This is a genomic window from Mycobacterium senriense (assembly GCF_019668465.1).
In the GTDB taxonomy this organism is placed as follows: Bacteria; Actinomycetota; Actinomycetes; order Mycobacteriales; family Mycobacteriaceae; genus Mycobacterium; species Mycobacterium senriense.
The window spans coordinates 5,235,412-5,260,108 of the sequence record NZ_AP024828.1; the positions used below are offsets into that span (position 1 = coordinate 5,235,412).

22 protein-coding genes and 1 pseudogene are annotated in these 24,697 nt (G+C 68.4%); 14 read left to right on the forward strand and 9 right to left on the reverse strand.

Annotated features, from left to right (window positions below; genetic code table 11):
* Positions 1-47: 47 nt before the first annotated feature.
* From mptB to MTY59_RS24265, 4 genes are all read left to right on the forward strand, one after another.
* Positions 48-1,754 carry a polyprenol phosphomannose-dependent alpha 1,6 mannosyltransferase MptB gene (mptB, locus tag MTY59_RS24250; protein WP_221043403.1) on the forward strand — a complete coding sequence of 569 codons (1,707 nt, stop codon included), beginning with the start codon at positions 48-50 and terminating at the stop codon, positions 1,752-1,754.
* Positions 1,751-2,722, forward strand: a complete 972-nt coding sequence (locus MTY59_RS24255) for an ABC transporter ATP-binding protein (protein WP_221043404.1) — start codon at positions 1,751-1,753, stop codon at positions 2,720-2,722. The genes mptB and MTY59_RS24255 overlap by 4 nt, the downstream gene beginning before the upstream one ends.
* A 77-nt stretch (positions 2,723-2,799) precedes the next feature.
* Positions 2,800-3,510, forward strand: coding sequence for an ABC transporter permease (locus tag MTY59_RS24260; RefSeq protein WP_250160904.1), 711 nt, complete (start codon positions 2,800-2,802; stop codon positions 3,508-3,510).
* Positions 3,511-3,579: 69 nt separating this feature from the next.
* Positions 3,580-4,521 (forward strand): COX15/CtaA family protein, encoded by a 942-nt coding sequence (locus MTY59_RS24265; RefSeq protein WP_221046636.1) that lies wholly within the window; start codon positions 3,580-3,582, stop codon positions 4,519-4,521.
* Here the strand turns inward: MTY59_RS24265 and MTY59_RS24270 are convergent.
* On the reverse strand, positions 4,471-5,136 hold the full coding sequence (locus MTY59_RS24270) for a hypothetical protein (protein WP_221043406.1): 666 nt from the start codon (positions 5,134-5,136) through the stop codon (positions 4,471-4,473). The two genes, MTY59_RS24265 and MTY59_RS24270, sit on opposite strands and share 51 nt — an antisense overlap.
* Before the next feature lie 19 nt (positions 5,137-5,155).
* Between MTY59_RS24270 and MTY59_RS24275 the strand changes: the two genes are divergently transcribed.
* Entirely contained in the window at positions 5,156-6,130 is a 975-nt protein-coding gene (locus tag MTY59_RS24275; protein WP_221043407.1) for a quinone oxidoreductase family protein, read from the forward strand.
* Positions 6,131-6,151: 21 nt separating this feature from the next.
* Here MTY59_RS24275 and MTY59_RS24280 read toward each other — a convergent pair whose 3' ends face one another.
* On the reverse strand, positions 6,152-7,078 hold the full coding sequence (locus MTY59_RS24280; protein ID WP_221043408.1) for a heme o synthase: 927 nt from the start codon (positions 7,076-7,078) through the stop codon (positions 6,152-6,154).
* A 255-nt stretch (positions 7,079-7,333) separates the two neighbouring features.
* Between MTY59_RS24280 and tkt the strand changes: the two genes are divergently transcribed.
* From tkt to MTY59_RS24315, 8 genes and pseudogenes are all read left to right on the forward strand, one after another.
* Positions 7,334-9,433 (forward strand): transketolase, encoded by a 2,100-nt coding sequence (tkt, locus tag MTY59_RS24285; RefSeq protein WP_221043409.1) that lies wholly within the window; start codon positions 7,334-7,336, stop codon positions 9,431-9,433.
* Positions 9,434-9,448: 15 nt separating this feature from the next.
* Positions 9,449-10,570, forward strand: a complete 1,122-nt coding sequence (tal, locus tag MTY59_RS24290) for a transaldolase (RefSeq protein ID WP_221043410.1) — start codon at positions 9,449-9,451, stop codon at positions 10,568-10,570.
* Complete coding sequence (zwf, locus tag MTY59_RS24295; RefSeq protein ID WP_221043411.1) at positions 10,567-12,111, forward strand: glucose-6-phosphate dehydrogenase; 1,545 nt, start codon at positions 10,567-10,569, stop codon at positions 12,109-12,111. Before tal ends, zwf begins: the two co-directional genes overlap by 4 nt.
* Positions 12,096-12,182, forward strand: a pseudogene (locus MTY59_RS28045) (sirohydrochlorin chelatase); the annotation flags it as partial. The gene zwf and the pseudogene MTY59_RS28045, both read left to right, overlap by 16 nt.
* Before the next feature lie 4 nt (positions 12,183-12,186).
* Positions 12,187-13,098 carry a glucose-6-phosphate dehydrogenase assembly protein OpcA gene (gene opcA / locus MTY59_RS24300; RefSeq protein WP_221043412.1) on the forward strand — a complete coding sequence of 304 codons (912 nt, stop codon included), beginning with the start codon at positions 12,187-12,189 and terminating at the stop codon, positions 13,096-13,098.
* Complete coding sequence (gene pgl, locus MTY59_RS24305; protein ID WP_221043413.1) at positions 13,095-13,850, forward strand: 6-phosphogluconolactonase; 756 nt, start codon at positions 13,095-13,097, stop codon at positions 13,848-13,850. The genes opcA and pgl overlap by 4 nt, the downstream gene beginning before the upstream one ends.
* Positions 13,851-13,937: 87 nt before the next feature.
* Positions 13,938-14,336 (forward strand): ATPase, encoded by a 399-nt coding sequence (locus MTY59_RS24310; RefSeq protein ID WP_221043414.1) that lies wholly within the window; start codon positions 13,938-13,940, stop codon positions 14,334-14,336.
* Between the two features lie 20 nt (positions 14,337-14,356).
* On the forward strand, positions 14,357-15,286 hold the full coding sequence (locus MTY59_RS24315; RefSeq protein ID WP_221043415.1) for a histone deacetylase family protein: 930 nt from the start codon (positions 14,357-14,359) through the stop codon (positions 15,284-15,286).
* Between the two features lies 1 nt (position 15,287).
* On the opposite strand, the gene MTY59_RS24320 is transcribed toward MTY59_RS24315, so the two are convergent.
* The 3 genes from MTY59_RS24320 to ppc all read right to left on the reverse strand — a co-directional run bounded on the left by MTY59_RS24320 (position 15,288) and on the right by ppc (position 20,054).
* Entirely contained in the window at positions 15,288-16,274 is a 987-nt protein-coding gene (locus MTY59_RS24320) for an aldo/keto reductase (protein WP_221043416.1), read from the reverse strand.
* A 107-nt stretch (positions 16,275-16,381) separates the two neighbouring features.
* A complete protein-coding gene (locus MTY59_RS24325; protein ID WP_221043417.1) occupies positions 16,382-17,173 on the reverse strand; it encodes a bestrophin-like domain in 792 nt (263 codons plus the stop codon).
* 73 nt (positions 17,174-17,246) lie between these two features.
* Positions 17,247-20,054 (reverse strand): phosphoenolpyruvate carboxylase, encoded by a 2,808-nt coding sequence (ppc, locus tag MTY59_RS24330; RefSeq protein ID WP_221043418.1) that lies wholly within the window; start codon positions 20,052-20,054, stop codon positions 17,247-17,249.
* A 138-nt stretch (positions 20,055-20,192) separates the two neighbouring features.
* Between ppc and MTY59_RS24335 the strand changes: the two genes are divergently transcribed.
* The gene (locus MTY59_RS24335; RefSeq protein WP_221043419.1) at positions 20,193-21,110 is read left to right on the forward strand and encodes an LLM class F420-dependent oxidoreductase; all 918 of its coding nucleotides are present in this window, start codon (positions 20,193-20,195) and stop codon (positions 21,108-21,110) included.
* Positions 21,111-21,131: 21 nt separating this feature from the next.
* On the opposite strand, the gene secG is transcribed toward MTY59_RS24335, so the two are convergent.
* From secG to gap, 4 genes are read right to left on the reverse strand one after another with little or no spacing between them, the layout of a single operon-like run.
* A complete protein-coding gene (gene secG / locus MTY59_RS24340; RefSeq protein ID WP_221043420.1) occupies positions 21,132-21,365 on the reverse strand; it encodes a preprotein translocase subunit SecG in 234 nt (77 codons plus the stop codon).
* Between the two features lie 30 nt (positions 21,366-21,395).
* Positions 21,396-22,181 (reverse strand): triose-phosphate isomerase, encoded by a 786-nt coding sequence (tpiA, locus tag MTY59_RS24345; RefSeq protein ID WP_221043421.1) that lies wholly within the window; start codon positions 22,179-22,181, stop codon positions 21,396-21,398.
* Positions 22,182-22,194: 13 nt separating this feature from the next.
* Positions 22,195-23,424 (reverse strand): phosphoglycerate kinase, encoded by a 1,230-nt coding sequence (locus tag MTY59_RS24350; protein ID WP_221043422.1) that lies wholly within the window; start codon positions 23,422-23,424, stop codon positions 22,195-22,197.
* Positions 23,425-23,427: 3 nt separating this feature from the next.
* Positions 23,428-24,447, reverse strand: coding sequence for a type I glyceraldehyde-3-phosphate dehydrogenase (gap, locus tag MTY59_RS24355; RefSeq protein ID WP_221043423.1), 1,020 nt, complete (start codon positions 24,445-24,447; stop codon positions 23,428-23,430).
* Between the last annotated feature and the right edge of the window lie 250 nt (positions 24,448-24,697).

Sequence of the window (24,697 nt, forward strand, 5' to 3'; positions counted from 1 at the left end):
CCACCGCGCCGCAGTGACGCCGTCCGTCCGGCGGCTACGCTGCTCTGATGGCAGCCCGCCACCACACGCTGAGCTCATCGATCGCGAGTCTGCACGGCGACGAGCAAGCGGTGGGTTCGCCGCTGAACGATACCGAGCTCACCGCGCTGCGCCGCACCCGCCTGTTCGGTGCGGCCGGCACGGTGGTGATGGCGATCGGCGCGCTCGGCGCGGGTGCCCGGCCCGTCGTGCAGGACCCGACGTTCGGCGTGCGGCTGCTCAACCTGCCGTCGCGCATCCAGACCGTGTCGTTGACCATGACGACCACCGGTGCGGTCATGATGGCGCTGGCATGGTTGATGCTCGGCCGGTTCGCGCTGGGAAACCGGCGGATGTCGCGCGGCGACCTGGACCGCACCCTGCTGCTGTGGGTGTTGCCGTTGTTGATCGCCCCGCCGATGTACAGCAAGGACGTCTACTCCTATCTGGCGCAGAGCCAGATCTCGCTGGAGGGGCTGGACCCTTACCGGGTGGGCCCTGCGTCGGGCCTGGGGCTGTCCCACATCTTCACGCTCTCGGTGCCGACGCTGTGGCGCGAGACGCCCGCACCCTACGGGCCGCTGTTCTTATGGATCGGGCGCGGCATCTCCGCGATCACCGGGGAGAACATCGTCGCCGCGGTGCTGTGCCACCGGCTGGTGGAGCTGCTGGGCGTGGGACTGATCGTCTGGGCGACACCGCGGCTGGCCCGGCGCTGCGGCGTCGCCGAGGTCAGCGCGCTGTGGCTGGGGGCGGCCAACCCGCTGCTGATCATGCATCTGGTGGCCGGCGCGCACAACGAGGCGCTGATGCTGGGCCTGATGCTGGCCGGCGCCGAATTCGCGTTGCGCGGCATCGACGCGCCGCGGTTGCTGCCGGTGTCGTGGAAGCGGTTGGGTCCGGACTGGGAACCGCTGGGGATGCTGGTCGCCGGTTCCGTGCTGATCGTGTTGTCGTCGCAGGTCAAGCTGCCGTCGCTGCTGGCGCTGGGCTTCGTCACGATGGCGCTGGCCTACCGCTGCGGCGGCACCCTGCGCGCCCTGCTGCTGACCGGCGGCGGCATGGCGGCGTTGTCGCTGGCGGTGATGGCGCTGGTGGGCTGGGCCAGCGGCCTGGGATTCGGCTGGATTTATACGCTGGGCACCGCCAACGTGGTGCGCAGCTGGATGTCGCCGCCGACGCTGCTGGCGCTTGGCACCGGACAGGTCGGCATCCTGCTGGGCCTGGGTGATCACACCACCGCGGTGCTGGGGCTGACCCGTGCGATCGGCGTGCTGATCATCACGGTCATGGTGGCCTGGCTGCTGCTGGCCGTCTTCCGCGGCCGGCTGCACCCGATCGGCGGGCTGGGCGTCGCGCTGGGCATCACGGTGCTGCTGTTCCCGGTGGTGCAGCCCTGGTATCTGCTGTGGGCCATCATCCCGCTGGCCGCCTGGGCGACCCGGACCGGCTTCCGGGTGGCGGCCATCGTCATCAGCCTGGTCGTCGGGATCTTCGGCCCGACGGCCAACGGCGACCGGTTCGCGCTGTTCCAGATCATCGACGCGACCCTGGCCAGCACAGTCATCGTCGTCGCGCTCATCGCGGCGACCTACACCCGCCTGCCGTGGCGCCGCGCCCCGGGCCAGGACACCGAATCCAGCGGCGAACCGGTCGACGACACGGCGGCAACGCCGGCGACTCCGCCGACCCCCCGCCCGGCGCCGGCACATGACGCCTACGCTGATTCCACGTGAGCTCGGCCTTTCCCGCCCGCGAATCGCGCGAATCCCCTGACGCAGTGGTGCGGCTGCGTGGGGTCACCAAGAAATACGGATCCGGCGCGACGGCCGTCGAGGCCGTCTCCAATCTCGATCTCGAGGTGTACGCCGCCGAGGTGCTGGCCCTGCTCGGCCCCAACGGCGCCGGCAAGACGACCACGGTCGAGATGTGCGAGGGCTTCGTGCGCCCGGACGCCGGCACCATCGAGGTGCTCGGCCTGGACCCGATCGCCGACAATGCCCGGCTGCGGGCGCGGATCGGGGTCATGCTGCAGGGCGGTGGCGGCTACCCCGCGGCCCGGGCCGGCGAGATGCTCAACCTGGTGGCCGCCTACGCCGCCGACCCGCTGGACCCGGCCTGGCTGCTGGACACGCTGGGCCTCACCGACGCCGCCCGCACCACCTACCGGCGGCTCTCCGGCGGCCAGCAGCAGCGGCTGGCACTGGCGTGTGCGCTGGTCGGCCGCCCCGAACTGGTGTTTCTTGACGAGCCGACGGCGGGCATGGACGCGCACGCCCGGCTGCTGGTCTGGGAACTGATCGACGCGCTGCGCCGCGACGGCGTGACGGTGGTGCTGACCACCCACCAGCTCAAGGAGGCCGAGGAGCTCGCCGACCGGCTGGTGATCATCGACCACGGGGCGACGGTGGCCTCCGGCACGCCAACGGAACTGATGCGCAGCGGGGCCAAGGACCAGCTGCGGTTCAGCGCGCCGCCGCGCCTCGATCTGTCGTTGCTGTCCGCCGCCCTGCCGGAGGACTACAAGGCCACCGAGGTGACGCCGGGCGAGTACCTGGTCGAGGGACACGTCGACCCCCAAGTGCTGGCCACCGTCACGTCCTGGTGCGCACGGATCGACGTGCTGGCCACCGACATGCGCGTCGAGCAACGCAGCCTCGAGGATGTGTTCCTCGACCTCACCGGCAGGAAGTTACGGCCTTGACGGACAACGAGACTCAATCGAATGCGTTCCCCGCGGGCACCTTCGCTCCCGATCCGCGGCCCAGCGCGGTGCCGAAAATGCTTGCGGCGCAATTCGGTTTGGAGCTCAAGCTGCTGCTGCGCAACGGTGAGCAACTGCTGCTGACCATGTTCATCCCGATCACGCTGCTGATCGGGCTCACGCTGCTGCCGCTCGGCTCGTTCGGCCAGCACCGCGCGGCGACCTTCACCCCGGTCATCATGGCGCTGGCGGTGATCTCGACGGCGTTCACCGGGCAGGCGATCGCGGTCGCCTTCGATCGGCGCTACGGCGCGCTCAAGCGGCTCGGCGCCACCCCGCTACCGGTGTGGGGCATCATCGCGGGCAAGTCCCTGGCGGTGGTCACCGTGGTGTTCCTGCAGGCAATCCTGTTGGGCGCCATCGGTTTTGCGCTGGGCTGGCGACCCGCGCCGACGGCGCTGGCGCTGGGCGCGGCGGTCATCGCGCTGGGCACCGGGGTGTTCGCGGCGCTGGGGCTGCTGCTCGGCGGGACGCTGCGCGCGGAGATCGTGCTGGCGCTCGCCAACCTGTTGTGGTTCGTCTTCGCCGGGTTGGGCGCGCTGACCCTGGAAACCGGGATCACCCCGGCTGCGGTCAAACTCGCGGCGCGGCTGACCCCGTCCGGCGCGCTCACCGAGGCGCTCTCGCAGGCGATGACCATGTCAGTGGACTGGTTCGGCGTGGTCGTGCTGGTGGCGTGGGGCGCGGTGGGCGCGCTGAGCGCGCTGCGCTGGTTCCACTTCACCTAACCTCATGCGACCGGCCGTACTACACGTCGTAGTTTTGGGTGCCTTAGGATCGGGCGCGTGGTTGGACGGATGCTGTTGCGCGTGGTGGACCTGCTCCCCAACCCCAGCGTGGGGGTGCAGCGCCTGATCGCCGCCGCCGTCATCCTCACCCAGGGCGGCATCGCCATCACCGGCGCGATCGTGCGCGTCACCGCCTCGGGGCTAGGTTGTCCCACCTGGCCGCAGTGCTTTCCGGGCAGCTTCGTTCCGGTGGCCCATGCCGAGGTACCGCGCATCCACCAGGCCGTCGAATTCGGCAATCGGATGGTCACCTTCGCCGTGGTGATCACCGCGGCGCTGGCCGTGCTGGCCGTGACCCGGGCGCGGCGGCGCCGCGAGGTGCTGGTCTATGCCTGGCTGATGCCGGTGTCCACCGTCGTGCAGGCGGTGATCGGCGGCATCACCGTGCGCACCGGGCTGCTGTGGTGGACGGTGGCCATCCACCTGCTGACGTCGATGACGATGGTGTGGCTGTCTGTGCTGCTGTACGTCAAGGTCGGCGAGCCCGACGACACGGTGGTCCGCGAGCGAGTGGTCAGGCCGCTGCGCGCGCTGACCGCGCTGTCCGGCCTGGACCTGGCCGCGGTGCTGGTCACCGGCACGCTGGTGACGGCCGCCGGCCCGCACGCGGGTGATCGCAGCCCCACCCGGACGGTGCCGCGGCTGAAAGTCGAGGTCGACACTTTGGTGCACCTGCACTCGTCGCTGCTGATCGCCTACTTCGCGCTGCTGGTCGGGCTGGGCTTCGGGCTGCTGGCGGTTCGCGCCGACCGTCCCGTGCTGGTGCGGCTCGCGGTGTTGCTGGTGCTGGTGTTCGCGCAGGCCGCCGTCGGCACCGCGCAGTACTACACCGGGGTCCCCGCCGTGCTGGTCGCCCTGCACGTGGCCGGGGCCGCGGCGTGCACGGCAGCCACCGCGGCGCTATGGGCGTCGATGCGAGAGCGGGCCGAGCCCGAGCCGCTCGCAGGCTGACTCCACCGCCAGGGCGAAGCGGTGCTGCGCGAGGTCGCGGGCCGCGTCGTCCAGCCGGTGCCAGCCCAGTGACGGCGCGACCAGGTCGAGCCCTACCAGCCGTTCGCCGGCCACGTCGACCCGCGCGCAGAGCAGGTCCCGGGCGGCGATGCCAGAGCGCTTGGCGGCCGCGGCGAGCGCGGCATGGCCGAGGTCCCACGACTCGAATTCCGGCTCGACCGGCCAGGCGTGCGACCGCTCGCCGCCCAGGAAGATCAGCGACGCGTCGGGCGGTGTGTCCGGATCGGTCGTCGGCACCCCGTCCCGCTCGAGGTCGCGCAAATACCGCTCATCGAGGTTCCAGGCCACCGCGCCCGGCGGGTTGAGCAGGTGCCGGACGCGCCGGGTCCAGGCCAGGAATTCGGCGCGCCGATCCGGGGTGCCCGCGATTGCCCGCAATATCACCAGATCCGCGCCGGCGGTGTCCGGATCGTCCCAGGACAACCAGCGCGCGCGCAGGCCGCGCCGCCGCAGCGCGCCCACCAGACCGGCGTCGTCGGCCGTCGCGCCCACGCCATCGTCCGCCCCCGCCAGCACAATGCGGGGATGGAAGACGTCCGGGCGAGCGAGTTTCATGCCCGGGCATGATAAGCAGATGCACGCAATCGAGATCAGTGAGACCGGCGGCCCCGAGGTGCTGCGCTACGCCGAAACCACCACGCCCACGCCCGGCCCGGGTGAGGTGCTGATCAAGGCCGAGGCCATCGGCGTCAACTACATCGACACCTACTTCCGCTCCGGGCAGTACCCGCGGAAGTTGCCGTTCATCCTCGGTTCGGAGCTGGCCGGCACCATCGAATCCCTCGGCGACGGCGTCGACGGGTTGCGCGTCGGCGACCGCGTGGTCAGCGCCGCGGCGTCCGGCGGGTATGCCGAATATGCCACGGCGCCAGCTCATTTGACCGCCGAGGTGCCCGACGGCGTGACGGCCGAGGTGGCGGCTTCGGCGCTGCTGAAGGGGTTGACCGCTCATTACCTGCTGAAGTCGGTGTACCCGGTGCAGGCGGGCGACACGGTGCTGGTGCACGCCGGCGCGGGCGGCGTCGGACTGATCCTGACGCAGTGGGCCCATCTGCTCGGTGTGCGGGTGACAACCACGGTTTCGACCCCGGACAAGGAGCGGCTGTCCCGGCAGGCCGGCGCCGACGAGGTCCTCCCCTACCCTGACGACGCGAAAGCGTTCGGCGAGCGGATTCGCTCGTTGACCGACGGCGCCGGCGTGGCCGCGGTGTACGACGGCGTGGGCGCGACCACCTTCGAGGCCAGCCTGGCCAGCCTGGCCATCCGGGGCACGCTGGCGTTGTTCGGCGCGGCCAGCGGGCCCGTTCCGCCGTTCGACCCGCAGCGCCTCAACGCCGCCGGCTCGGTGTTTTTGACCCGGCCGTCGCTGGCGCATTTCGTGCGCACCGGCGAGGAATTCAGTTGGCGGGCAGAGGAATTGTTCGCCGCGATCGCCGGTGGCGATATCGCCGTCGAGGTCGGTGGGTGCTACCCGCTGGCCGAGGCCGCCCGCGCCCACCAGGATCTGCAGGGCCGCAAGACGGCGGGCTCGATCGTGTTGCTGCCCTGAGCGTCGCCGCCACGGCGAAAGTCAGAACAGGTGCGGTAGCCCGATGGCCGAGTCCACGGCCAACGCGCAGAACACCACGGCCAGGTAGTTGTTCGACTGCAGGAACAGCCGCAGCGGCTTGACCGGCTCGCCGGCGCGGACCCCGGCGTAAAGCTGGTGGGCCATCGCCAGGAACCACACCCCGGCGACCACGGCGACCGCCGCGTACAGCCAGCCCGTCGCCAGCGCCAGCGCCAGCGTGGCCAGCACCGTCAGCCAGGTGTAGATCAGGATCTGCTTGGTCACCTGACGTTCGGTCGCCACGGCGGGCAGCATCGGCACGCCGGCCGCTTTGTAGTCGTCCTTGTAGCGCATCGCCAGCGCCCAGGTGTGCGGCGGCGTCCAGAAGAAAATAATGGCGAACATCACCAGCGCGGGCCACTGAATGGTGCCGGTGACCGCCGACCAGCCGATCATCACCGGCATGCAGCCGGCCGCGCCACCCCACACCACGTTCTGCGAGGTGCGGCGCTTGAGCAGCAGCGTGTAGATGAACACGTAGAACGCGATCGTCGCCAGGGCCAACAGCCCGGACAGCAGGTTCGTCGTCCACCAGAGCCAGACGAACGAGGCCACCGTCAGCACCAGGCCGAACACCAGGGCGTTGCGCGTGGGCACCGCCGCCCGGGCCAGCGGCCGCCGCGCAGTGCGCTTCATCACCTTGTCGATGTCCGCGTCGGCCACGCAGTTGAGGGTGTTGGCGCCGCCGGCGGCCAGCATCCCGCCGATCAGGGTGTTGACGATCAGCAGCGGGTTCACCGTCCCGCGCTGGGCCAGCAGCATCGCCGGGATGGCGGTGACGAGCAGCAGCTCAATGACCCGCGGCTTGGTCAGCGCCAGATAAGCCAGCACCGTGCCTTGTATCCGGCTTGGCAATCGGCTCGGCGCGGCGCGCCCGCGAACGCTCACGCAATAACTCCTTGGGGTCGCAGCGGCGCGCAGCATCTACTACACACGATGGTAGACCGCGTCGTGACGATGGCCCGCCCATGGGTCCAAACGCGACCGATTTTTCCCAGATCTCCGAACTGAATGTTAAGCACTTCCGACGGGCGCGTAATTTTCACACCTGCCGGTCGTGGGTACCCGAATCCTGCACTGCAAGAGCCGGCCCTCCCGCACTAGGGTGGGATTGATCAGCTCGATGACCCAAGGACAATGTCTGTGACGACACTCGAAGAGATCTCTACGCTGACCCAACCGCACCTCCCCGACGACTGGTCCGAACTCGACTCGGCCGCCGTCGACACCATCCGGGTGCTGGCCGCGGATGCGGTGCAAAAGGTTGGCAACGGCCACCCCGGGACGGCGATGAGCCTTGCGCCCCTGGCGTACACCTTGTTTCAGCGCGCGATGCGCCACGACCCCAGCGACCCCCACTGGCTGGGCCGTGACCGCTTCGTCCTGTCCTGTGGACACAGCAGCCTGACGCTGTATCTGCAGCTGTACTTGGGTGGTTTCGGCCTGGAGCTGTCCGACATCGAATCGCTGCGCACCTGGGGATCCAAGACGCCCGGACACCCGGAGTTCCGGCACACCAAGGGCGTCGAGATCACCACCGGCCCGCTCGGGCAGGGCCTGGCCTCGGCGGTGGGCATGGCGATGGCCGCGCGCTACGAGCGCGGGCTGTTCGATCCCGACGCCGCCCCGGGCACCAGCCCGTTCGACCACTTCATCTACGTGATCGCCTCCGACGGCGACATGGAAGAGGGCGTCACCTCGGAGGCCTCGTCGCTGGCGGGCGTCCAGCAGCTGGGCAACCTGATCGTCTTCTACGACCACAACGAGATTTCCATCGAGGACGACACCAACATCGCGCTGTGCGAGGACACCGCCGCGCGGTACCGCGCCTACGGCTGGCACGTGCAGGAGATCGAGGGCGGCGAGAACGTCGTCGCGATCGAGGAGGCCATCGCCAACGCCAGGGCGGCCACCGACCGGCCGTCGTTCATCTCGCTGCGCACCATCATCGGCTACCCCGCCCCCAAGCTGATGAACACCGGCAAGGCGCACGGCGCGGCGCTGGGTGATGAGGAAGTCGCCGCCGTCAAGGAGATCCTCGGCTTCGACCCGGACAAGAAGTTCGAGGTGCGCGACGAGGTGCTCGCCCACACCCGCAAGCTGGTGGACCGCGGCAAGGAAGCACACGAGAAATGGCAGGCGGACTTCGACGCCTGGGCGGAAGGCCAACCCGAGCGCAAAGCGCTACTGGACCGGTTGACCGCCGAGGAGCTGCCCGATGGCTGGGACGCCGACCTGCCGCACTGGGAACCCGGCTCCGACCCGATCGCCACCCGCAAGGCCTCCAACGAAGTGCTCAACGCGGTCGGGCCGAAACTGCCCGAGCTGTGGGGCGGCTCGGCCGACCTGGCGGGCAGCAACAACACCACCATCAAGGGCGCCGATTCCTTTGGGCCGCCGTCTATTTCGACCAAGGACTACACGGCGCACTGGTACGGCCGGACGTTGCATTTCGGTGTGCGCGAGCACGCGATGGGCGCCATCCTGTCCGGCATCGTCCTGCACGGCCCCACCCGCGCCTACGGCGGAACGTTCCTGCAGTTCTCCGACTACATGCGCCCCGCGGTGCGGCTGGCCTCGCTGATGGACATCGACACGATCTACGTGTGGACCCACGATTCCATCGGCCTTGGCGAGGACGGCCCGACCCATCAGCCGATCGAGCACCTCGCGGCGCTGCGCGCCATCCCGAATCTGTCGGTGGTGCGCCCGGCCGACGCGAACGAGACGGCCTATGCCTGGCGCACGGTCCTGGCCCGCGGCAACGGCAGCGGCCCCGTCGGCCTGATGCTGACCCGCCAGAATGTGCCGGTGCTGGAGGGCACCAGCGCCGACGGCGTCGCCCGGGGCGGTTACATCCTGGCCTCGGACGGTGAGGAGTCCGGTCAAGACCCCGACGTGGTGCTGATCGCCACCGGCTCGGAGGTCCAGCTCGCGGTCGATGCGCAGAAGTTGTTGGCGGACAAGGACATTGTGGCGCGGGTGGTCTCCATGCCGTGCGTCGAATGGTTCGAGTCCCAGCCCGAGGACTACCGCGACAGCGTGCTGCCGCCGACCGTGTCGGCCCGGGTGGCCGTCGAGGCGGGCATCGCGCAATCCTGGCACAAGCTCGTCGGCGACACCGGCAGGATCGTCTCGATCGAGCACTATGGCGAATCCGCCGACTACAAAACGTTGTTCCGGGAATTCGGTTTCACCGCCGAAGCCGTCGCGGCCGCCGCGGAACAAGTAGTGGATAACTGAGGAAAGGCAATTCACATGACCGCTCAGAACCCGAATCTGGCGGCGCTGTCCGCCGCGGGAGTATCCGTCTGGCTTGACGACCTGTCGCGTCAGCGGCTGCAGTCAGGCAACCTGCAGGAGCTGATCGACACGAAAAGTGTTGTCGGCGTGACCACCAACCCGTCGATCTTCCAGAAGGCGCTCGCCGAGGGTGACGCCTACGAAGGCCAGATCGCCGAGCTCGCCGAGCGTGGCGCCGATGTGGACGCCACCATCCGCACCGTGACCACCGACGACGTGCGCAACGCGTGCGACGTGCTCAAGCGGGAGTGGGAGGCCTCCGACGGCGTCGACGGACGGGTATCCATCGAGGTCGACCCGCAGCTGGCCGCCGAGACCGACAAGACCATCGCCCAGGCCGTCGAGCTGTGGAAGATCGTCGACCGGCCGAACCTGTTCATCAAGATTCCGGCGACCAAGGCCGGCGTCCCGGCGATCACCGCCGTCCTCGCGGAAGGCATTTCGGTGAACGTCACGTTGATCTTCTCCGTCGAGCGGCACCGCCAGGTGATGGACGCCTACCTGGCCGGCCTGGAGAAGGCGCGCGAGGCAGGGCATGACATCTCGAAAATCCATTCCGTCGCATCGTTTTTCGTGTCCCGGGTGGACACCGAGGTGGACAAGCGGCTGGAGAAGATCGGGTCGGAGGACGCCAAGTCGCTGCTGGGGCAGGCCGGGGTGGCCAACGCACGCCTGGCCTACGCGGCCTACCAGGAGGTCTTCGAAGGCGGCGATCGCTTCGAGTCCCTCAAGGCCGACGGCGCCCGGGTGCAGCGTCCGCTGTGGGCGTCCACCGGTGTCAAGAACCCCGATTACTCCGACACCCTCTACGTCACCGAGCTGGTGGCGCCCAACACGGTGAACACCATGCCGGAGAAGACGATTGACGCCGTCGCCGACCACGGTGAGATCAAGGGCGACACGGTCACCGGCACCGCCGGGGAGGCACAGGCGGTGTTCGACAAGCTCGATCAGATCGGTATCGACCTGACCGACGTCTTCAAGGTGCTGGAAAACGAGGGTGTGGAGAAGTTCGTGGATTCCTGGACCGAGCTGCTGGAGGAAACGCAGAAGCAGCTGGATTCAGCCTCCAAATGAGCCCAGCCCGCACCGCGCAACAATGGCAGAACCCGTTACGGGACAAGCGCGATAAGCGGCTCCCGCGGATCGCGGGGCCGTGCGGGATGGTGATCTTCGGCGTCACCGGCGACCTGGCCCGCAAGAAGGTCATGCCGGCGATCTACGACCTGGCCAATCGCGGGCTGCTGCCGCCCAGCTTCTCCCTGGTCGGCTTCGCGCGTCGGGACTGGAGCACCCAGGATTTCGGCAAGGTGGTGCACGAAGCGGTCAAGGAACACTGCCGCACGCCCTTCCGTCAGGAGAACTGGGATCGGCTGGCCGAGGGATTCCGTTTCGTGCCAGGGGCTTTCGACGACGACGAGGCGTTCGGGCGGCTGGCCGAAACCCTGGACAAGCTGGACGCCGAGCGCGGCACCGGCGGTAACCACGCCTTCTACCTGGCCATCCCGCCGAAGTCCTTCCCGGTGGTGTGCGAGCAGTTGCACAAGTCGGGCCTGGCCCGTCCGCAGGGCGAGCGGTGGAGCCGGGTGGTCATCGAGAAGCCGTTCGGTCACGACCTGGAAAGCGCGCAGGCGCTCAACCACGCGGTCAACGCCGTCTTCCCGGAGGAGGCGGTGTTTCGCATCGACCACTATCTGGGCAAGGAGACCGTCCGCAACATCCTGGCGTTGCGGTTCGCCAACCAGTTGTTCGACCCGATCTGGAACGCACACTACGTCGACCACGTGCAGATCACCATGGCCGAGGACATCGGGTTGGGCGGGCGCGCCGGCTATTACGACGGCATCGGCGCCGCGCGCGACGTGATCCAGAACCATCTGATGCAGCTGCTTGCGCTCACCGCGATGGAGGAGCCGGTCAGCTTCAACCCGAAGGCGTTGCAGACCGAGAAGATCAAGGTGCTCTCGGCCACCCACCTCGCCGAACCCCTCGACGAGACCACCAGCCGCGGACAATACGCCGCGGGCTGGCAGGGCGGCGAGAAGGTCGTCGGGCTGCTCGACGAGGAGGGGTTCGCCAAGGACTCGACCACCGAGACGTTCGCCGCCATCACCCTGGAGGTGGACACCCGCCGCTGGGCCGGAGTGCCCTTCTACCTGCGCACCGGAAAACGCCTGGGCCGCAGGGTGACCGAGATCGCATTGATCTTCAAGCGGGCGCCGCACCTGCCGTTCGACGCGACCATGACCGACGAGCTGGGCACCAACGCCATGGTGATCCGGGTGCAGCCCGATGAGGGCGTCACGCTGCGGTTCGGCTCCAAGGTGCCGGGCACCGCAATGGAGGTCCGCGACGTCAACATGGACTTCTCCTACGGATCGGCGTTCGCCGAGGAATCGCCGGAGGCCTACGAACAGTTGATCCTTGACGTGCTGCTCGGTGAGCCATCCCTGTTCCCGGTCAACGAAGAGGTCGAATTGGCTTGGGACATACTCGATCCGGTGCTCAACAACTGGGCCGCGGGCGGAAAGCCCGAACCGTACGAGTCGGGCACCTGGGGTCCGGACTCGTCGTTCGAGATGCTGCGCCGGACAGGCCGGGAATGGCGGCGGCCCTGATGATCCGCGCCACGACGATGCAGAGCGCAGCGATGAGGTGGGGGCACCTCCCGCTTGCGGGGGAGAGTGGCGCCCGTGATCATTGACATGCCCGACGCCACCACCACGGCGGTGAACAAGAAGCTCGACGAGTTGCGGGAAAAGGTCGGCGCCGTCGCGATGGGCCGGGTGCTGACCCTGATCATCGCGCCGGACAGCGAGGAGATCTTCGAAGAGTCGCTGAAGGCGGCCAACAACGCCAGCCATGAGCACCCCAGCCGGATCATCGTGACGATGCGGGGCAATCCGTACGCGGACAAACCCCGGCTGGATGCGCAGCTGCGCGCCGGTGGAGACACCGGAGCCAGCGAAGTCGTGGTTTTGCGGCTGTCCGGGGCGCTGGCCGGTCACGCCGCCAGCGTGGTCACCCCCTTCCTGCTGCCCGACATCCCGGTGGTGGTCTGGTGGCCCGATGTGGCGCCGGCGGTGCCCGCACAAGATCCGTTGGGGCGGTTGGCGATTCGTCGCATCACCGACGCCACCAACGGTGTCGACCCGTTGTCGGCGATCAAGAGCCGGCTGCCCGGATACACCGCAGGTGACACCGACCTCGCCTGGGCGCGCATCACCTACTGGCGTGCGCTGCTCACCTCCGCCGTCGACCTGACGCCGCACGAACCGATCGAGTCGGCGTTGGTGTCCGGTCTGGCAACCGAGCCCGCCCTGGACGTCCTGGCGGGATGGCTGGCGAGCCGGATCGACGGTCCGGTGCGCCGGGCGGTCGGCGAGCTCAAGATCGAACTGGAGCGCAAGAGCGAAACTATCGTCTTGAGCCGCCCGCAGGAGGGAAGGACGGCCACGTTGAGCCGGACCTCCCGGCCGGACGCCCTACTCCCCTTGGCGCGCAGGGAAACCGGTGAGTGCCTGGCCGAAGACCTGCGCCGGCTGGATGCCGACGAAATTTATCAATCAGCGCTTGATGGCATTGAGAAAGTGCAATACGTGTGAGCACCAGCATCGAAGTTTTCCCGGATAGCCAGACCATGGTCGACGCCGCGGCGACGCGGCTGACCGACACCATCGCGAACGCCGTGGCGGCGCGGGGCCGCGCGCTCATCGTGCTGACCGGCGGCAGCAACGGCATAGGGCTGTTGCAGGCGTTGGTGGGACGCGAGATCGACTGGTCGAAGGTGCACCTGTTCTGGGGCGACGAACGCTACGTCCCCGAGGACGACGACGAGCGCAACGACAAGCAGGCCCGGGCGGCGTTGCTCTCACACGTCGACATCCCGTCCAGCCAGGTGCACCCGATGCCGGCTAGTGACGGGGAGTTCGGTAGCGACCTCGCGGCGGCGGCGCTGGCCTACGAGCAGCTGCTGGCCGCCAATGCCGCGCCCGGCGAGCCGGCTCCGAATTTCGATGTGCACCTGCTGGGCATGGGACCCGAGGGCCACATCAATTCGCTGTTCCCCGACACCCCGGCCGTACTCGAGACCACCCGCATGGTGGTGTCGGTCGACGACTCCCCCAAGCCGCCGCCGCAGCGAATCACCTTGACGCTGCCCGCGATTGCGCGGTCGCGCGAGGTGTGGCTGCTGGTGACCGGCGGCGGCAAAGCAGACGCGGTGGCCGCCGCTATCGGTGGCGCCCCACCGGTCTCCGTGCCGGCCGCCGGGGCGGTCGGGCTGGACACCACGCTGTGGCTGCTCGACGAGGACGCCGCGGCCAAGCTGCCCTCGAACCCATCCGGCGTAGCGTGACCAGTTCTGAAATGCGATAGCGCTTCAGCTGGCGCTTTCGATAGTCGTACATCCCTTCGGGCTCCCGCCCGCGCCGGCCGGGTCATAATGACGGACATGGCAGACAGAACTGTGCGCGGAGGCCAAGAGCGGAGCCGGATCAAGACGCTTACCCAGGCCGCGTTGAACGCCGACAAGACGGTGGAACAGGTCGAAGACGTCCTCGACGGTTTGAGCACCACCATGAAGGAGCTCAGCAGTTCCCTTTCCGCGCTGAACGCCACGGTGGAGCGCCTGGAGGCCGGCCTGGATCACCTGGACGGCACCATGACCAGCCTGGACGACCTGGCCAAGCGGCTGATCGTGCTGGTCGAGCCGGTGGAAGCCATCGTCGCGCGGATCGACGACATGGTGCGGGTGGGCGAGACCATGATCTCCCCGCTGGCGATCACCGAGCACGCGGTGCGCGGCTTCGTGGACAGGCTGCGCAACCGGACCATTCAGTAGGCGCCTCGGCAGGATCCTCGATGGCCACGTTGCTGCTGCACCACCCCGCCTTCGCCGCCCATCGGACGGCGCCCGGCCATCCGGAGCGGCCGGACCGCTACCGCGCGGTGGAGGCGGCACTGAGCCGCCCGCAATTCAGCGCGCTGGTGCGCGAGGAGGCCGAGCAGGCCGACCTGGCCGCGACGCGCTACGTGCACTCCAATCGCTATGTGGACGCGCTGGAAGCCGCGCGGCCCGACGAAGGTTACGTCTACCTCGACGGCGGCGACACCATGATGGAGCCCTCCACCTGGGAGACGGCGCTGCGCGGGGTCGGCGCCACCCTGCAGGCCGTGGACCGGGTGCTGGCCGGAGACGCGCAGAACGCGTTCGTCGCGTGCCGCCCGCCGGGCCATCACGCCGAGACCGAGCGGGCGATGGGCTTCTGCCTGTTCAACAACATCAGCATCGGCGCGCGTCACGCACAGCGCAAGCACGGGCTATTGCGGGTCGCCATCGTCGATTTCGACGTCCATCACGGCAACGGCACCCAGCAGATCTTCTACTCCGACCCGAGTGTGCTCTACGCGTCCACGCATCAGATGCCGCTGTTCCCCGGGACCGGCGCGGTGCGAGAAACCGGAGTCGGCAACATCTTCAATTCGCCGCTGGCGCCCGGTGACGGCGGCGCCGAATTGCGCGCGGCCTTCCGGGACCGCATAGTGCCCGCGCTGCAGTCGTTTTCACCCGAGCTGATCATCGTGTCCGCGGGTTTCGACGCCCACGAAAGCGATCCGCTCGGCTCGCTGACCATGACGGACGCCGACTTCGCCTGGGTCACCAGGGAATTGATGACGACAGCCGAAAAGCTGTGCGACGGGCGGTTGGTGGCGGTCCTCGAAGGAGGTTACGACCTGCAGGGCCTCACCGATTCGGTCACCGCGCACGTCGGCGAGCTGCTGAAGGGCTGAGCTAGCTGGCCTTCTGGTGCATCTCGGGGTAGGGGCCGCCGACCGGTGTCGCCGCCCCCAGGATTTCATCGATGGCAATGAGGTCGCCTTCGGACAGGGTGACGTCGGCCGCGCGGGAGCTTTCCTGCAGGTATTGCAGCTGCTGGGCCCCGACGATGGCGACGTGCACACCCGGCTGCGCGATGGCCCGCGCGATGGCCAGCTGGCTGATCGTCACGCCCAGGCCGGCGGCCAGAGCTTCAAGGCGCGCAACGACTTCCAGATTGCGCAGGTAGCCGTCGCCGGTGAAGATGTCGCTCTTGCCGCGCCAGTCCTGGGCGGCGAAACTGGTATCGGCCTTCATCGTGCCGGTCAGCAGACCGTGCGCCAGCGGCCCGTACACCATCACCCCGATGTCGTGCTCGCGCGCATACGGCAGCAGCTCGTTTTCGATATCGCGGCGAAACAGGTGGTAGGGCGGCTGCACCACTTCCACCGGAAGCGTCTCGGAGAACTCACGCACCTGCGCGGTGTCGTAGTTCGATACCCCCACGTGTCGAATCTTGCCTTCCGACACCAGTTCTGCGAGCGCCCCGGCGGTGTCGGCGGCCGGGGTGTCGGGGTCGGGCCAGTGCACCAGGTAGACGTCGATGTGGTCGATGCCCAGCGCGTTCAGGCTGGACTCCACGCCTTCCCGCAACCATTTGCGGCTGCCGTCGCGCACCAGGCCGTTGTCGGTGGCACGCAGGCCGCCCTTGGTGGCGATCACCACCTCGTCCCGGGATTTCTTGAGGTCGTCGCGAAGGGCCTTGCCCAGCAGGCGTTCAGACGCGCCGAACCCGTATTGCTGCGCGGTGTCGAAGAAGTTGATGCCGAGCTCGCGGGCGTTGCGGATCATGGCGATCGCGGCCTCCTCGTCGGCATGGCCCCAGTCACTACAAAACTCCCAGGTACCGAACGCCAACCGGGAAACCTCGAGCCCCGTCTTGCCGAATGTGATGGTCTTCATGCCAACCCTCCCCGTTGCATAGACGTCCACTGCGTATCCCGCCGGTGCGGCCGAGCCCCCGAACTCAACCATAACCAGGCCGACACCGCGGCCCGCAACGTCAGTGCTCAGCGCGGGAAGTAGCGGCTGTCGTTGTCGACCGAATCGAAGATGTCCAGGGCGTGCCGAAACGGCCCGGACGTGATGCGCTGTTCCGTCGCATACGAGTGGTCGAGCTGGTACACGACGCACAGCAGCAGACCCAGCAGGACCGCGACCGTGCCGGACACGATGACGTGGCCGACGGTGCTGCCCATCCGCAGGAAACCCGTAAACGCAACCAGCACAACCGCACCGAAGATCAAGCCGGCCCACATCAGGCCGGTTATCCGGGGCTTGGTGCCCACGATCCGTTCGTTACGGTCGGACGCCAGCACGCTCAACTGGTTGAGGAATTGCTGATTGACCGGCTTGGCCGCGACGTTGGGCTGTTGGCGCCCGACGGTGCGGTACATCCGGGTGATCGCGGCGCGCGCGCCGTCGTTGTTCTGCCTGTTCCACTCCGGGCCCGCCACCGCGCTCGCGTACTTGCGCAACAGCTCCTGCACTTCGGTGCGCTCCGGTTCGGGCATCGCGACGGTTTGCCGGTACATCGTCGTCAGCGCCGACGCCTCGCCGGACACGACGACCTGGGTGGACGAGAAGTGTTCCCAGGTGGCCACCACGGTGAAGCCCAGCAGGGCGCCATAGATGAATCCGACGACGGTAAGGAACGAGGCGATCGCCGAATTCGGTTCTTTCCCATAGCGCTCCGCCGGCAGGAGCCGATTCCCGACCCAGATGAAGCCCGACGCGATCGCGATCGCGACGGCGATGACCGCAACCAGAAGTAGCCACTGGGGTAGTCCGGATCCGCTCACTGCTCTCCTTGGTCGACGCGGCGTCGATTCAGGGTATTCGCGACCGGGCCGGCCGGCGACCGATTCGCGGGTATCAGCCGCTGTTTCGCAGCGCGCTGGCCAGCCCGTTCATCGTCAGCAGAATGCCGCGCTGCACCAACTCGTCGTCATCGCCCGACCGGTAGCGGCGGAGCAACTCCACCTGCAGGTGATTCAGCGGCTCGAGGTACGGGAAGCGGTTGAACACCGATCGCGCCAGGGCCGGGTTGTCGGCCAGCAGGTTGTCCTGACCGGTGATGAGCTTGTGCATGGCGATGGTGCGCCGGTGCTCGTCGACGATCTTGTCGAACACCCGGTGCCGCAACTCCTCGTCGTCCACCAACTCGGCGTAGCGCGCCGCCAGGCCGAGGTCGCTCTTGGCCAGCACCTGAGCCAGATTGGACAGCACGCTGCGGAAAAACGGCCAGCGCTGGTACAAGTCGTGCAGGATGTCCACCCGCTCGCTTTCGCTTTCCGGGCCCGCCGCGATCCACTGCTCGAATGCCGACCCGGTGCCGTACCAGCCGGGCAGCATCACCCGCGACTGACTCCACGCCAGCACCCACGGGATGGCGCGCAGGTCGGAGATGGATTGGGTGGGTTTGCGTGAGGTGGGTCGGCTGCCGATGTTCAGCGAACCGATCTCGCTGACCGGCGTGGAGGCCATGAAGTAGTCGACGAAACCCGGTGTGTCGTGCACCAATTCGGCATAGGCGCGCTGCGCCAGCACGGCCACCTCGTCCAGCACCGCATACGCCGGCTCCGCGGCGTCGCCCAATCCCTCCACGTCCAGCAGCGTGGATTCCAGGGTGGCGGCCAGCAGGCTCTCCAGGTTACGTTGCGCCGCTTGTGGTTCGGCGTATTTTGCGGCGATCACTTCGCCCTGCTCGGTGAGCCGCAGCGAGCCGTTCACCGCCCCGGGCGGCTGCGCCAGGATGGCTTCGTAGCTCGGGCCGCCGCCGCGGCCGACGGTACCGCCACGACCGTGGAAGAGCCGCAACCGGATTCCGGTCTTGCGCGCCACCTCGACCAGCGCCAGCTCGGCCCGGTACACCGCCCAGCTGGAGGCCAGATATCCGCCGTCCTTGTTGGAGTCGGAATAGCCCAGCATCACTTCCTGGCTGTCGTCGCGCGCGGCCACCAGCGCGCGGTAGATCGGGAGTTCGAGCATCGCGTGCAGGATCGTCGCGCCGTTATGCAGATCGTCGATGGTCTCGAACAGCGGCGAGATGCCCACCGGGCAGTACGGCGCATCCCCGGACGCGTCGATCAGGCCCGCCTCCTTCAGCAGGATCGCGGCCTCCAGGACGTCGGAAACCGAACGGCACATGGAGATCACGTAATTGGGCACGGCGGACGGCCCGTAGCGCTCGATGGCGTGCGCGGCCGCGCGCACCACCCCCAGCTCGTTGTGGGCCAACTCGGACAGCTCGGCGCGGCCGCCGACCAGCGGCCGGCGGGTGGCCAGCTCGGCGGCCAGCAGCTCGACCCGCTCGTCCTCGGGCAGCGAAGCGTAATCCGGATGCACCCCCGCCCACGACAGCAACTCGGCGACCACTTCCTCGTGCACGTCGGAGTTTTGCCGCATGTCCAGACCGCACAGATGAAACCCGAAGACCCGCACGCCTTCTCGTAGCAGCGCCAGGCGGTCGTCGGCAAGTAGTGCGCTGCCGTGCGCCCGCAGCGACGCATCGATGGTGTCCAGGTCGGCCTGCAGCTCGGCCGGGGCGGCGTACGGCGTCAACCCCATGTCCAGCTGGTGCTGCGGTCGCCGGTCCAGGATCTCGGCGCCGGTCGCGGTGAGCCGGGCGCGGATCACCCGCACCGCGCGCCGGTAGGGGTCGTCGGCGCGGGCCTTCTCCCCGCAGCCCTCGGCCAGCTCGGTCAGCTCGGGGGTGACCGCGACCAGGCGCGCCGACATCGACAGCTCCTGTTCCAGGGCGGTCAGTTCGGCCAGGTAGTGCGCCAGCGCGGTGAACGCGGCGTTGCCGGTGGCCTGGCGCACCACGTCGGCCGTCACGTTCGGATTGCCGTCGCGGTCACCGCCGATCCAGGACCCGGGCTGCAGGATCGGCTGGTTCAGCAGGTCGGCGTCGGGCCAGCGGGTCCGCAGCGCGTCGCGCACCCCGGCGTTGACCTGCGGGACGACCCGGAAGAACGCGGCGGCGTAGTAGCGCAGCCCCACCTCGATCTCGTCGGTGATCTGCAACCGGGACAACCGGATCAGCGCGGTCTGCCACAGCGTCAGGACCTGACGGCGCAGCTCGAGTTCGATGTTGCGGCCCTCGTCGGTCTCCTGGTGCCCTTCGGCGCGCAGCCGCATCAGCTCGGTGATCCGGTGCTGGGTGACGAAGACGGTGCGCCGGCGGGTCTCGGTGGGGTGCGCGGTGATCACCGGGGCCACCACCGCGCCCTTCAGCGCGTCGGCGACGGTGGCCGAATCCAGTTGCGCCCGGTCGAGTTTGGCGTAGGTCGCAGCCAGGCTGCTGTCCTGCGGCGCTTCGCCCGCGGCGACGTGAATCGCCCGGCGGCGCTCCCGGTGGATGTCTTCGGCGACGTTGGCCAGCAACGCGAAGTGGCTGAACGCCCGGATGATCGGGATCGCCTGGCGGATGTCAATGCGAAAGAACATCCGCGCCAGCTCGGTGCGGTCGATCTCGGAACGCCGCACCCGAAACGATTCCACCCGGGCCCGCTCGACGAGGTCGAACACCTCGTGCCCGTTCTGCTCGCGCACCGTGTCGCCCAGGATGGCGCCCAGCAGCCTGATGTCGGCCCGCATCGGTTCGGTCGCCTCACGACCGACCAGGGTGCGCTGCACGGCGCCGATCGGTTCCAGCGTGCCCTCGGATGCCTCAACCATGGGACCCAGTATCGACGCGGTTGTCGGCGTCCGCCCGTCGGGGATCACTTGCCCCCGCGAATCACCATGGCGCCCAGCGGGTCAGATCACGGTGATTCGGCAGGAATGACCGGCCGATCACGCGTGTTGGTTGCGGACATGTCCGCCGGAATCATTCTCATGGCCCGTCCCGATGCGTCCAATCTGGTCGATGACGTGATAGCCCAAGCCAAACGAGCCCACGACCTCGAGGTCGCGCAGGTGTGGCTGCCCCAGCAGCAGAATTACGACGCCATCGCGCTCGCCGCGCTCGTCGGGGCCGCCGTGCCCGGGCTGGGCGTGGGCACCTCGGTGGTGCCGATCAACCCCCGTCACCCGCTGATCATCGCCTCATTGGCACAAACGGCGCAGGCCGCCGCGCACGGCAACTTCAGCCTTGGGCTGGGACTGGGTGCCCGCCAAGTGGAACGCCCGGCCTTCGGCACCGATTGGCCCAACACCATCACCCGGTTGCGCGAACACCTGACCATCCTGGCGTCGGTGTTCGACACCGGCGGCGTCGACTTTCACGGCAGCGAACTCAGCGCCAGCCCCACCTGGCCGGTGCGGGTGCCGGGCGGCACCCCGATCCCGGTGTATGTGGCGGCGATGGGCCCCAAGGCGCTGCGGGTCACCGGCGAACTGGCCGACGGGACACTGCCCTATCTGGCCGGGCCCCGCACGATCGGAGAATTCATCGTGCCCGAAATCACCAAGGCGGCCGCCGAGGCGGGCCGCCCGGCACCGCGCGTCATCGCCGCGGTGCCCGTGCTGTTGTGCGACGATGTCGAGGGCGCTCGCGCCGACGCCGGCCAACAGCTGAGCTTTTACGAGGCCATCCCGTCGTATCGCACTGTGATTGCCCGCGAGGGCCTCGACAGTATCGTCGATCTCGCCGCGATCGGGCCCGAGGAATCTGTCGTACGCCAGTTGCGCCGCTACCTTGACGCCGGAGCCACCGACCTCGTGGTCAGCCCGCTGGATCGCTCCGATTCGGTCGACCGCGACGCTCTATGGAGGCTCACCGCCGCACTGTGAACGCGCCGAATACCCGCGCCGTCAGCGGTACTTGATCATCAGCGCCATGCCGACGATGCACACCAGCCAGATGGCGGTGATGAAGTACGTCAGCCGGTCCAGGTTCTTCTCCACCACCGTGGAGCCGGACAGGCTGGACTGCACGCCGCCACCGAACAGCGTGGACAGGCCGCCACCCTTGGCCCGGTGCAGCAGCACCAGCAGCACCACCAGGATGCTGGTGACGACCAGGGTGATCTGCAAAGCCAACTGCATGACGGCCAGCCTACCGGGGCGGGGTCGTTCTCAGGGCAGCGGCCCACCGGCGGCGATCGCCGCCAGCGTGGCGAACTGCTCGCCGTCCAGGGACGCGCCGCCGACCAGACCACCGTCGATGTCGTCGCGGGCGATCAGCTCGCCGATGTTCTTCGCGTTCACCGAGCCGCCGTAGAGCACCCGCACGTCCTCGGCGATCTGCGGTGAAGCCAGCACGGCCACCTCCTTGCGGATCGCCGCGCACACCTCTTGGGCGTCGCTCGCGCTGGCCACCCGGCCGGTGCCGATGGCCCACACCGGTTCGTAGGCGATGACGACCTTGCCGATCTGTTCGGCGGACAGCCCGGCCAGCGAGCCACGCAGCTGGTCCTCACAGTGGCCGACGTGGTTGCCCGCCTCGCGCACCTCGAGGTGCTCGCCGATGCAGACGATCGGGGTCAGTTCGTGCTTGAGCGCCGCGGCGGTCTTGGCGGCCACCAACGCGTCGTCCTCGTGGTGGTAGGTCCGCCGCTCGGAGTGCCCGACGACGACGAACGTGCAACCCAGCTTGGCCAGGAAGGCGCCGCTGATGTCGCCGGTGTAGGCGCCCGAGTCGTGCTCGGACAGGTCCTGCCCGCCGTAGGTCAGCCGCAGTTTGTCGCCGTCGACCAGGGTTTGCACGCTGCGCAAATCGGTGAACGGCGGCAGGACCGTGACGTCCACCTTGTCGTAGTACTTGTCCGGCAACGCGAACGCGATCTTTTGCGCCAGCGCGATCGCCTCGAAGTGGTTGAGGTTCATCTTCCAGTTGCCGGCGATCAGCGGTTTGCGGCTCACGACTCTGGGCCTCCTAGTTGTGGTCGGGCTGGGGTCGGCTCAACACCTCGATACCCGGAAGCGTCTTGCCCTCAAGGTATTCCAGCGACGCTCCCCCACCGGTGGAGATGTGCGAGAAGTCGCCCTCCGGGATGCCCAGCGCGCGCACCGCGGCCGCCGAGTCCCCGCCGCCCACCACGCTGAACGCGCCCTTGCCGGTGGCCGCGGCGATCGCCTCGGCGACGCCCTTGGTGCCCGCGGCGAACGCCGGGAACTCGAACACGCCCATCGGGCCGTTCCAGAAGACGGTCTCGGCGTTGGACAGCAGCGTGGTGAATCGCTTGACCGAGCCCGGTCCGATGTCCAGGCCCATCAGGTCGTCCGGGATGGCGTCGGCCGCGACGGTCTGCGGGGTCGCGTCGGCGGCGAACTTGTCGGCCACCACGATGTCCACCGGCAGCCGCAGCACGTCGACGTAGGTGTCCAGCAGCCTGCGGCAGGTGTCGACCATCTCGGTCTCCAGCAGCGATTTACCAACCGAGAAGCCTTGCGCGGCAAGGAAGGTGAAGCACATCCCGCCGCCGATCACGATGCTGTCGGCCTTGGTGGCCAGCGACTCGATGACGCCGAGCTTGTCGGACACCTTCGACCCGCCCAGCACCACCGCGTAGGGGCGCTTGGTGGAGCTGGTCAACTCTTCCAGCACCCGGATCTCGTCGGCCACCAGCGTGCCCGCGTAGTGCGGCAGCAGGGTGGCGATGTCGTACACGGAGGCCTGCTTGCGGTGCACCACGCCGAAGCCGTCGGAGACGAAAGCGCCTGTCGGCCCGACCAGTTCGGCCAGCTGCCTGGCCAACGCCAGCCGTTCGCCGTCGTCCTTGCTGGTCTCGCGCGGGTCGAAGCGGATGTTCTCCAGCAGCAGGACGTCGCCGTCGGTCAGCCCCTCGGCGCGCGCCAGCGCGTCGGTTCCCACGACGTCGCCGGCCAGTTGCACGTGCCGGCCGAGCTGCTCACCGAGCGCCGCGGCGACCGGCGCCAGGGACAGCTGCGGGTCGGCTGCGCCCTTGGGCCGCCCGAGGTGCGCGGTGATCACCACCTTGGCGCCCGCGTCGACCAACGCCTTCAGCGTCGGCACCGAGGCGGTGATGCGGCCGGCGTCGGTGATCTTGCCGTCGTCGAGCGGCACGTTCAGATCGGAGCGCACCAGCACGCCGCGCCCGGAAACCCCCTCGGCGAGAAGGTCTTTCAGAGTGTGGACAGTCACGGCTTACAGCGACTTGCCGACCAGGGCGACCAGGTCGACGAGGCGGTTGGAGTAGCCCCATTCGTTGTCGTACCAGGACACCACCTTGGCCTGGTCGTCGATCACCTTGGTCAGCCCGGAGTCGAAGATCGAGCTGTGCGGGTCGGTGACGATGTCGCTGGACACGATCGGCGCGTCGTAGTACTTCAGGATGCCCTTCATGGGTCCCTCAGCGGCGGCCTTCATCGCGGCGTTGATCTCGTCGGCGGTGGCGGACTTCTTCAGGTCGGCGGTGAGGTCGGTGACCGAGCCGGTGGGGATGGGCACCCGCAGCGCATACCCGTCGAGCTTGCCCTTCAGCTCCGGCAGCACCAGGCCGATGGCCTTGGCGGCGCCGGTGGAGGTCGGCACGATGTTCAGCGCGGCGGCGCGGGCCCGGCGCAGGTCCTTGTGCGGCCCGTCCTGCAGATTCTGGTCCTGGGTGTAGGCGTGGATGGTGGTCATCAGACCCTTGACGATGCCGAACTCGTCGTTGAGCACCTTCGCGATCGGGCCGAGGCAGTTCGTGGTGCACGAGGCGTTGGAGATGATGTTCTGGCTGCCGTCGTACTTGTCGTCGTTGACGCCCAGCACGATGGTGATGTCCTCGTCGGTGGCGGGCGCGGAGATGATCACCTTCTTGGCGCCGGCGTCCAGGTGACCCTTGGCCTTGGCGGCGTTAGTGAAGATGCCGGTGGACTCGACGACGACGTCGACGCCCAGGTCGCCCCAGGGCAGCGCCGCCGGGCCTTCCTTGACCTCGAGCGCCTTGATCTTCTTGCTGCCGACGACGATGGTGTCGTCACCCTCGAGGCTGACGTCGTGGGGAAGGCGGCCCAGGATGGAGTCGAACTTCAGCAGGTGCGCCAGGCTGGCGTTGTCGGTGAGGTCGTTGACCGCGACCACCTCGATGTCGGCGCTGCCTTGCTCCTGTTGAGCCAGTAAGGCCCGGTAGAAGTTCCGCCCGATGCGACCGAAGCCGTTGATACCTACTCGGACCGTCACTTGTCTCTCCTCTGTCTTTCCTGGGTCGTCGGTTCCATGTCTCGTCCATGTCCGCCGGACACTGCCTGTGGTCAGCCTAGATCAGCGACACGCGCGGTTGCCGCGCCGGTAAGCGTGTGGACCATCGCCTTTGCAGGCTGGCCGTCGGTAGACGACATAACTTGTGCGCAACATCACCCGGACTAGCGGTTGCGAGTCCAGCCCAGCTTTGCCTGAGCGCCCGCACGTGTCGAGCCTGAAATTCCGGGTG